General features: G+C 73.1%; 8 protein-coding genes and 1 pseudogene. All 9 read left to right on the top strand.

Going from position 1 to position 9,785, the window contains the following annotated elements; translation table 11 throughout:
* Positions 1-960, top strand: a 960-nt coding sequence (gene murD / locus AC2VOR_RS17515; RefSeq protein ID WP_486964215.1) for a UDP-N-acetylmuramoyl-L-alanine--D-glutamate ligase, incomplete at its 5' end; no start/stop codon positions are given.
* A 6-nt stretch (positions 961-966) separates the two neighbouring features.
* The gene (gene ftsW, locus AC2VOR_RS17510) at positions 967-2,562 is read left to right on the top strand and encodes a putative lipid II flippase FtsW (RefSeq protein WP_486964214.1); all 1,596 of its coding nucleotides are present in this window, start codon (positions 967-969) and stop codon (positions 2,560-2,562) included.
* Positions 2,559-3,748, top strand: a pseudogene (murG, locus tag AC2VOR_RS17505) (undecaprenyldiphospho-muramoylpentapeptide beta-N-acetylglucosaminyltransferase); the annotation flags it as partial. The gene ftsW and the pseudogene murG, both read left to right, overlap by 4 nt.
* Positions 3,749-5,218, top strand: coding sequence for a UDP-N-acetylmuramate--L-alanine ligase (murC, locus tag AC2VOR_RS17500; RefSeq protein ID WP_486964216.1), 1,470 nt, complete (start codon positions 3,749-3,751; stop codon positions 5,216-5,218).
* On the top strand, positions 5,215-6,237 hold the full coding sequence (gene ftsQ, locus AC2VOR_RS17495; RefSeq protein WP_369738316.1) for a cell division protein FtsQ: 1,023 nt from the start codon (positions 5,215-5,217) through the stop codon (positions 6,235-6,237). Before murC ends, ftsQ begins: the two co-directional genes overlap by 4 nt.
* 222 nt (positions 6,238-6,459) lie before the next feature.
* Positions 6,460-7,629 carry a cell division protein FtsZ gene (ftsZ, locus tag AC2VOR_RS17490; protein WP_369741553.1) on the top strand — a complete coding sequence of 390 codons (1,170 nt, stop codon included), beginning with the start codon at positions 6,460-6,462 and terminating at the stop codon, positions 7,627-7,629.
* A gap of 88 nt (positions 7,630-7,717) precedes the next feature.
* A complete protein-coding gene (pgeF, locus tag AC2VOR_RS17485) occupies positions 7,718-8,425 on the top strand; it encodes a peptidoglycan editing factor PgeF (protein ID WP_369738317.1) in 708 nt (235 codons plus the stop codon).
* 17 nt (positions 8,426-8,442) lie between these two features.
* Positions 8,443-9,204: a YggS family pyridoxal phosphate-dependent enzyme gene (locus tag AC2VOR_RS17480; RefSeq protein ID WP_369741554.1), complete on the top strand. Its 762-nt coding sequence runs from the start codon at positions 8,443-8,445 to the stop codon at positions 9,202-9,204.
* 77 nt (positions 9,205-9,281) lie between these two features.
* A partial coding sequence (gene sepF, locus AC2VOR_RS17475) for a cell division protein SepF (protein ID WP_486964213.1) occupies positions 9,282-9,785 on the top strand: 504 nt, incomplete at its 3' end.

Here is a 9,785-nt window from a genome sequence, read left to right as displayed (position 1 = left end):
GTCGAGCTGTCCAGCTTCCAGCTGCACTGGGCGCCGTCGCTGCGGCCCGAGGCCGGCGTCGTGCTCAACATCGCCGAGGACCACCTCGACTGGCACTCCTCGATGGCCGAGTACACCGCCGACAAGGCCCGGGTGCTCGACGGCCGGGTGGCCGTGGTCGGGCTCGACGACGCCCGGGCCGCCGCGTTGCTGGACACCGCGGCCGCGCCGGTGCGGACCGGCTTCCGGCTGGGCGAGCCGGCCCCCGGCGAGCTCGGCGTGCGCGGCGGCCGGCTCGTCGACCGGGCCTTTGCCGAGGACCTGGAGCTGGCGGACGTCGACTCGATCGAGGTGCCGGGCCCCGTGGGGGTGCTCGACGCCCTGGCCGCGGCCGCGCTGGCCCGGTCGGTCGGGGTGTCCCCCGAGGCAATCGGGGCGGCCCTCGCCTCGTTCCGGCCCGGCCGGCACCGGGCCGAGGTCGTCGCCGTCGCCGACGGCATCACCTACGTCGACGACTCCAAGGCCACCAACCCGCACGCCGCCGAGGCGTCCGTGCTGGCCTACCCGCGGGTGGTCTGGGTGGCCGGCGGTTTGCTGAAGGGTGCGTCGGTCGACGCGGAGGTCGCCAGGATGGCGTCCCGGCTGGTCGGAGCGGTGCTCATCGGCCGCGACCGCGAGAAGGTTGCAGAGGCGTTATCGCGACACGCGCCGGATGTCCCCGTCGTCCAGGTTGCGACAGGCGAGGATGCGGGTATGGATGCGACTGCTGTGATTTCTGAGATAGATGTGGCAGAAGTGAAACGCACGGGCGGGGATCTCGGTGTTCGCGTCATGACGGCCGCGGTGGCCGCGGCCCGCGACCTGGCCAGGCCGGGCGACACGGTGCTGCTGGCGCCGGCCGGCGCCTCATTCGACCAGTTCAGCGGCTACGCCGACCGTGGCGAGGCCTTCGCGGCCGCCGTGCGCGCGGCCGTCCGGTAGGCGGGTGTGGACAACGCGCTGACCCGGCTGCTGGGCCGGGGCAAGAAGACCGACGCGGCCGAGCCCGACGCGGCCGAGGCGACCGGCCAGGAGACGGGCCGGGCGACGGGGGACGCCGCCGAGCCCGCCAAGGGGTCGAAGGCCCCGGTCGCGGCCCAAAAGAGTGGGCCGCGCCACCGCTTCGGCGCCTGGCTGAACCGGCCGATGACCTCGTTCCACCTGATCATCGCCGTGGCCGGGCTGCTGACGACCCTCGGCCTCATCATGGTGCTGTCGGCCTCGGGTGTGCGGTCCTACGACTCCGACGGGTCGGCGTGGGTCATCTTCGGCAAGCAGGTGCTGTGGACGGTCATCGGGGTCGGCGGGGCCTACGTGGCGATGCGGATGTCGGTGCGGTTCCTGCGCCGCGTCGCCTTCACCGGCTACGTGGTCACGGTCATCCTGCTGGTGCTGGTGCTGGTGCCCGGAATCGGCCACCTGGCCAACGGATCCCGCAAGTGGTTCGTGATCGGCGGGCTGTCGATGCAGCCCTCCGAACTCGCGAAGATCGCCCTGGCCATCTGGGGCGCGCACCTGCTGGCGGCCCGTCGGGTGGAGCGTGCGTCGCTGCGGGAGATGCTGATTCCACTGGTGCCCGCCGCGGTCATCTCGCTGGCGCTGATCGTGGCCCAGCCCGACCTCGGGCAGACGGTGTCGCTGGGCATCATCCTGCTGGCCCTGCTGTGGTACGGCGGGCTGCCGCTTCGCGTGTTCGGCACCTCGCTGCTGGCGGTCTTCGCCGCGGGCGCGGTCCTGGCGATGTCCGCCGGTTACCGCTCCGAGCGGGTGCGGTCCTGGATCAACCCCGAGAGCGACCCCCAGGACACCGGCTACCAGGCCCGGCAGGCGAAGTTCGCGCTGGCTCACGGCGGCATCTTCGGTGACGGGCTGGGCCAGGGCGTGGCCAAGTGGAACTACCTGCCCAACGCGCACAACGACTTCATCTTCGCGATCGTCGGCGAGGAACTCGGATTCATCGGCGCCTTCGGACTGCTGGTGCTCTTCGGGCTGTTCGCCTACACCGGGATGCGGATCGCGCGCCGGTCGGCCGATCCGTTCCTGCGGCTGCTGACCGCCGCCACGACCATGTGGGTGCTGGGTCAGGCGTTCATCAACATCGGCTACGTGATCGGGATCCTGCCCGTCACCGGCATCCAGCTGCCGTTGATTTCGGCGGGGGGAACATCAACGGCCGCAACGCTTTTCATGATCGGTATCATGGCCAACGCGGCCCGCCACGAGCCGGAGGCGGTGGCCGCGCTGCGGGCCGGGCGCGACGACAAGGTCAACCGGTTGCTGCGGCTGCCGCTGCCGGCGCCCTACGCGCCGACCCGTTTGGAGTCGTTCCGCGACCGCAAGGGCGGTCGTCCGGGGGCGGCGAAGGCCCCGGCGCGCACGAGCGGCCGCGACGCCGAGGCGCCGCTGCGGCCGGCCGCCCGGCCGGCCCGGCGATCTGGGGGCGCCGCCCGCGTGCGGGCCAGGCATCATGGATCAGGCCAGCGTTACGCCGGTCAGCGCCAACCGCGGCGCACACGCGCACTGGAAGGTCAGCGTTACGGGTGAACGACACCGTCGAGAGGTCGGCCGGCGGGCCGGGGGCGAGCCCCCCGCCCGCCGGTGCCTTGTCGGTCGTGCTCGCCGGCGGCGGGACCGCGGGGCACGTGGAACCCGCGATGGCCGTGGCCGACGCGCTGGCCGCGCTCGATCCGCAGGTCCGGATCACCGCGTTGGGCACCGCGCGCGGCCTCGAGACCCGGCTGGTGCCCGAGCGCGGGTACCGCCTCGAGCTGATCACGCCGGTGCCGTTGCCGCGCAAACCCAGCGGTGACCTGGCCCGGCTGCCGTCGCGGGTGTGGCGCGCCGTCCGCGAGGCCCGCGCGGTGCTCGACGGGGTGGACGCCGACGTCGTGGTCGGCTTCGGCGGGTACGTCGCCCTGCCGGCCTACCTCGCCGCGCGCGGTACCCCCGGCCCCGGGCGCGCGAGCCGCCGCGTCCCGGTGGTGATCCACGAAGCCAACGCGCGGGCCGGGCTGGCCAACCGAATCGGTGCCCGCTCCGCCGACCGGGTGCTCGCGGCGGTGCCCGACTGCGGGCTGGCGCGCGCCGAGGTCGTCGGCGTGCCGGTGCGGGCGGCCATCACCACGCTGGACCGCGCGGCGCTGCGGGCCGAGGCGCGCGCGCACTTCGGCTTCGCCGGCGACGCGCGGGTGCTGCTGGTGTTCGGCGGCTCCCAGGGCGCCGCGTCCCTCAACCGGGCCGTGTCCGGGGCCGCGGCCGAGCTGGCCGCCGCGGGCGTGTCCGTGCTGCACGCGCACGGACCCAAGAACACCCTCGAGCTCCGGCACCCCGCGCCGGGCGACCCGCCCTACGTGGCGGTGCCCTACCTGGACCGCATGGATCTGGCGTACGCCGCCGCCGACCTGGTCATCTGCCGGTCCGGGGCGATGACGGTCGCCGAGGTCTCGGCCGTCGGCCTGCCCGCCATCTACGTGCCGCTGCCGATCGGCAACGGCGAGCAGCGGCTCAACGCGCTGCCGGTGGTCGACGCCGGCGGCGGCATGGTGGTGGCCGACGCCGCCCTGACCCCGGACCTCGTCGCCCAGCGGGTGGCCGGGCTCCTCAACGACCCGCAGCGGTTGGCGGCGATGACGGCCGCCGCCGCGCGGGTGGGCCATCCCGACGCGGCGCGGCGGGTGGCCCAGGCGGCGCTGGACATAGCGCGACGGGCGGTGGCGGCCGGGGGGCGTCGATGAACGCCGCCCAGCTGCCGCCCGAGCTGGCGCGGGTGCACATGGTCGGCATCGGGGGTGCCGGAATGTCGGGCATCGCCCGCATCCTGCTGGACCGCGGAGCGCTGGTGTCCGGGTCGGATGCCAAGGAGTCGCGCGGCGTGCACGCGCTGCGGGCCCGGGGCGCGCTGGTCCGCGTCGGGCACGACGCCTCGTCGCTGGACCTGCTGCCGGGCGGTCCCACCGCCGTCATCACCACCTACGCCGCGATCCCCAAGACCAACCCCGAGCTCGTCGAGGCCCGCCGCCGCGGCATCCCGGTGCTGCTGCGGCCGGCCGTGCTGGCCCGGTTGATGGACGGGCGCACCACGTTGATGGTCACCGGCACGCACGGCAAGACGACCACGACGTCGATGCTGATCGTGGCCCTGCAGCACTGCGGGCGCGACCCGTCCTTCGCGGTCGGCGGGGAACTCGGCGAGGCCGGAACCAACGCCCACCATGGCAGCGGCGACTGCTTCGTCGCCGAGGCCGACGAGAGCGACGGTTCGCTGCTGGAGTACCGGCCTGACGTCGCGGTGGTGACCAACGTCGAAACCGATCACCTGGACTTCTACGGCAGCGCCGACGCCTACGCCGGGGTGTTCGATTCCTTCGTGGAGCGCTTGGCGCCCGGGGGAGCGCTGGTGGTCTGCATCGACGATCCCGGCGCCGCCGCGCTGGCCGAGCGCAGCGCGGAACTGGGTGTCCGCGTGCTGCGCTACGGGTCGGCGGGTGAGAGCCTGGCCGGCACGCTGTTGGACTGGGTGCAACAGGGCACCGAGGCGGTCGCCCACATTCAACTGGCCGGCGAGCCGCATCCGCGGGTGATGCGGCTGTCGGTGGCCGGCCGGCACATGGCGCTCAACGCGCTGGGCGCGCTGCTGGCGGCGACCCAGATCGGCGCGGCCGCCCACGAGGTGCTCGACGGGCTGGCCGGCTTCGAGGGGGTGCGCCGCCGCTTCGAACTGGTCGGCACCTTCGGAGACGGCCTTGCGCCGGTGCGGGTCTTCGACGACTACGCCCACCACCCGACGGAGATCAGCGCCACGCTGGCGGCGGTGCGCACGCTGCTCGACCAGACCGGCGAGGGCCGCTGCATCGTGGTGTTCCAGCCGCATTTGTATTCGCGCACAAAGGCTTTCGCTGCCGAATTCGGCCGTGCGCTGGACGCCGCCGATGAGGTGTTCGTCCTCGACGTCTACGGCGCGCGCGAGCAACCGCTCGCCGGTGTCAGCGGCGCCAGCGTCGCCGGACACGTCAGCGTGCCGGTGCGCTACCTGCCCGACTTCTCCGCGGTTGCCGCAGAGGTGGCCGCGGCCGCCGGTCCCGGCGACGTCATCGTCACGATGGGCGCGGGCGACGTGACCCTGCTGGGGCCCGAGATCGTCACCGCGCTGCGGGTGCGGGCCAACCGCACCGCACCCGGGCGGCCGGGGATGGCGCGATGAGCCAGCCGAACCCCGAGCCGACCGGGGCCGCGCCGACCGACGTGGTGGGAGAGGAGGCCGGCCCCGCGCCGGATTCCCCTGCGACCTCCGCGCCCGCCGGGACCCCTGAGTCCGCCGAGGGCACCGACGACACCGGCGCGATCGTCACCGAACCACCTACCGACGGCGGCGAGGAGGCGGCGCCCGAGGCCGGGCAGGCCGACTTCGAGGGCCCGCGGCGGCGGGCCCGCCGGGAACGGGCCGAGCGCCGCGCCGCGCAGGCGCGCGCCATGGCTATCGAGGAGGCGCGCCGCGAGGCCAAGCGCCGGGCCGGCGGGCGCGTGGCCGCCGAGCCCAAGCCCGTGGCCCGCGGCGTGGTCCGGGGCCTGAAGATGCTGCTGGCCACGGTGGTTCTGGTGCTCGTCGGGATCGGGCTGGGACTGGTCCTGTACTTCACGCCGGCGATGTCGGCCCGCGACATCGTGGTCAGCGGGACCGGGGCGGTGACCCGCGAAGAGGTCCTGGACGTGGCCCGGGTGCGGCCCGGGACGCCGCTGCTGCAGATCAACACCAAGCAGGTCGCCGACCGGGTGGCCACGATCCGACGGGTGGCCAGCGCGCGCGTGCAGCGGCAGTACCCTTCCGCGCTGCGGATCACGATCGTCGAGCGGGTTCCGGTGGTCGTGGTGGACTTCCCGGACGGCCCGCACCTGTTCGACCGCGACGGCGTCGACTTCGCGACCGCGCCGCCGCCACCGGCGCTGCCCTACCTCGACGTTGCCGACCCCGGGCCGAGCGACCCGGCGACCAAGGCCGCGCTGCAGGTGCTGACCGCGCTGAGCCCCGACGTGGTCGCCCAGGTGAGCCGCGTCGCGGCGCCCTCGGTGTCCTCGATCACGCTGACGATGAACGACGGCCGGGTGGTGATCTGGGGGGCCACCGACCGCACCGGGGAGAAGGCCGAGAAGCTGGCCGCGCTGCTGACCCAGCCCGGGCGGACCTACGACGTGTCCAGCCCGGACCTGCCGACCGTCAAGTAGCGCCGCGGCGAGGGCGAAAAAAACCGTGTCGCGTGTCGGCGCGCCTGCGGGGTTAGCGGGTGCGCTGCCCATACCGTTCTGTTTGCGCGGAACTACCTGACATAACTCTAAGCCTGAGGTAGAGGTTGAGGGTTTGCCCAGGAGGGTTTCCGCCACCATCCGGAGAAGCTCACAGTGAGACCCCCAACCGGGACACCAGCCCATCAGGGAGGAAAACGAATGATGACCCCCCCACACAACTACCTCGCCGTCATCAAGGTCGTGGGTATCGGTGGCGGCGGTGTCAACGCCGTCAACCGGATGATCGAACAGGGACTCAAGGGCGTGGAGTTCATCGCGATCAACACCGACGCCCAGGCGCTGTTGATGAGCGATGCCGACGTCAAGCTCGACGTGGGTCGCGACTCGACGCGCGGGCTCGGCGCCGGTGCCGACCCGGAGGTCGGCCGCAAGGCCGCCGAGGACGCCAAGGACGAGATCGAAGAGCTGCTGCGCGGGGCGGACATGGTGTTCGTCACCGCTGGCGAGGGGGGCGGGACCGGCACCGGCGGCGCGCCCGTCGTCGCCAGCATCGCCCGCAAGCTGGGCGCGCTGACCGTCGGCGTGGTCACCCGGCCGTTCTCGTTCGAGGGCAAGCGGCGCAGCAACCAGGCCGAGAACGGCATCACCGCGCTGCGCGAGAGCTGCGACACGCTCATCGTGATCCCCAACGACCGGCTGCTGCAGATGGGCGACGCCGCCGTCTCGCTGATGGACGCATTCCGCAGCGCCGACGAGGTGCTGCTCAACGGCGTACAGGGCATCACCGACCTGATCACCACGCCGGGCCTGATCAACGTCGACTTCGCCGACGTCAAGGGCATCATGTCCGGCGCGGGCACCGCGCTGATGGGCATCGGGTCGGCGCGCGGCGAGGGCCGGTCGCTCAAGGCCGCCGAGATCGCCATCAACTCTCCGCTGCTGGAGGCGTCGATGGAGGGCGCCCAGGGCGTGCTGATGTCGATCGCCGGGGGCAGCGACCTGGGCCTGTTCGAGATCAACGAGGCGGCCTCGCTGGTGCAGGACGCCGCCCATCAGGACGCCAACATCATCTTCGGCACCGTCATCGACGACTCCCTCGGCGACGAGGTGCGCGTGACCGTCATCGCTGCGGGCTTCGACGCGCAGGGCCCGGGCCGCAGGCCGGTCGTGGGCGACGCCGCCGAGGGCAGCGTGGCGGCCGGCAGCGGCGGTGGGGCGCACCGGATCGAGTCGGCGAAGGCGGGCAAGCTCAGCTCGACGCTGTTCGAGCCGGTCGACGCCGTCAGCGTGCCGCTGCACACCAACGGGGCGACGCTGAACATCGGCGGTGACGACGACGATGTCGACGTGCCGCCTTTCATGCGCCGCTGAGGCCGTGGAGGTCACAATGCGGTCCCGACCTACTCAGACAATGATGTCGGGGCCGCTTGGCCGCCAACGTTTTCCGGATACTGGTGGGGTGCGCCTTCGGATCCGGCGAGTGACGACGACCCGCGCGGGCGGCGTGTCGAAGCCGCCGTTCGACACCTTCAACCTCGGCGACCACGTCGGCGACGACCCGGCGGCCGTCGCGGCAAACCGGAGCCGGCTCGCCGCCGCCACCGGCCTCGGCGCCGACCGGGTGGTGTGGATGGACCAGGTGCACGGGGACCGCGTCGAGGTGGTCGAGGGCCCGCGCGCGGGCGCGGTCGGCGACACCGACGCGCTGGTGACCGGCACGCCGCGGCTGGCGCTGGCGGTGGTGACGGCCGACTGCGTGCCGGTGCTGCTGGCCGACGCGCGCGCCGGGGTGGTCGCGGCCGTGCACGCCGGCCGGGTCGGCGCCCAGCGGGGCGTCGTGAACCGCGCGGTGGAGGCCATGCAGCGCCTGGGCGCGCAGGTCGCCGACATCTCGGCGCTGCTCGGCCCGGCGGTCAGCGGCGCCAACTACGAGGTGCCCGCCGCGATGGCCGACGAGGTCGAGGACGCCCTGCCGGGCAGCCGCACCACCACCTCGGCCGGGACGCCCGGGCTTGACCTGCGCGCCGGGATCGCCCGCCAGTTGACGGATCTGGGCGTCACCTCGATCGACATCGACCCCCGCTGCACGGTGGCGGACCCGACGCTGTTCAGCCACCGCCGGGGCGCGCCGACGGGCCGCCTGGCGTCGCTGGTGTGGATGGAGTGACCGCGGTGACGGGGGATATGCCCGACGGCGACCGCGAGGCCGAATTGACGCACGCCCTGGCGGCCGTGCGGTCGCGACTGGCCGCGGCGGCGGAAGCGGCGGGCCGCAACGTCGCCGAGATCGAACTTCTCCCGATCACCAAGTTCTTCCCCGCCACCGACGTGGCCATCTTGGCCCGCCTGGGTTGCCGGGCCGTCGGCGAGTCACGGGAGCAGGAGGCCGCGGCCAAGGTGGCCGAACTTGCCCGGCTGGCGGGCGCCGCGCCGCGCACCGAGTTGCCGCCCGTCAACTGGCACATGGTGGGCCACATCCAGCGCAACAAGGCCCGGTCGGTGGCCCGGTGGGCGCACACCGCGCATTCGATCGACAGCTCGCGGCTGGTGACCGCCCTCGACAAGGCCGTGGCCAAGGCGCTGTCCGATGGTCGTCGGCAGCATCCGCTGCGCGTCTACGTCCAGGTCAGCCTCGACGGCGACGTGTCCCGCGGCGGCGTCGACGTGGGGGCGCCCGGCGCGGTGGACGAGGTGTGCGCTCAGGTCGCCGGCGCCCCGGCCCTGGAACTGGTCGGGCTGATGGCCGTCCCGCCGCTGACCGGGGACCCCGAGCGCGCCTTCGACCGGCTCCAGGCCGAACACCGGCGGGTGCTGCAGTCGCACCCCGAGGCGGTCGGGCTGTCGGCCGGCATGTCCGCGGACTTCGAAATCGCCGTCAAACACGGTTCGACCTGTGTGCGTGTCGGTACCGCGCTATTGGGCCCGCGGCCGCTACCGTCACCGTGAGTAGTCACTGTAGTCACATCTTCATCACAGACAACACCACTGCGAGAACCTTCCCAGGGCTAGAAGGGGTCAACACGATGAGCACACTGCACAAGGTCAAGGCCTATTTCGGGATGGCCCCGATGGAGGACTACGACGACGAGTACTACGACGACCGTGCGCCCTCCCGCGGTTTCCCCCGCCCGCGCTTCGACGAGAGTTTTCAGGGGTACGGCCGCTACGAGGGGCGCGACTACGAGGACCACCGGGATCTCCGGGACCCGCGCAGCGAGCCGGCCGACTATGCCCCGCCCGGGTACCGCGGTGGCTACGCCGAGGAGCCCCGCTACGGTTCGGTCCACCCCCGCGAGTTCGAGCGGCCCGACATGCCCCGGCAACAACGCTTCGGGTCGTGGCTGCGCAACTCCACCCGCGGCGCGCTGGCGATGGACCCGCGCCGGATGGCGATGCTGTTCGACGAGGGCAGTCCGATGTCGAAGATCACGACGCTGCGGCCCAAGGACTACAGCGAGGCCCGGACCATCGGCGAGCGGTTCCGCGACGGCACCCCGGTGATCATGGACCTGGTCTCGATGGACAAC

This window comes from Mycobacterium sp. TH-M103 (assembly GCF_057473785.1).
This window is presented reverse-complemented; position numbering and strand designations above follow the sequence as displayed.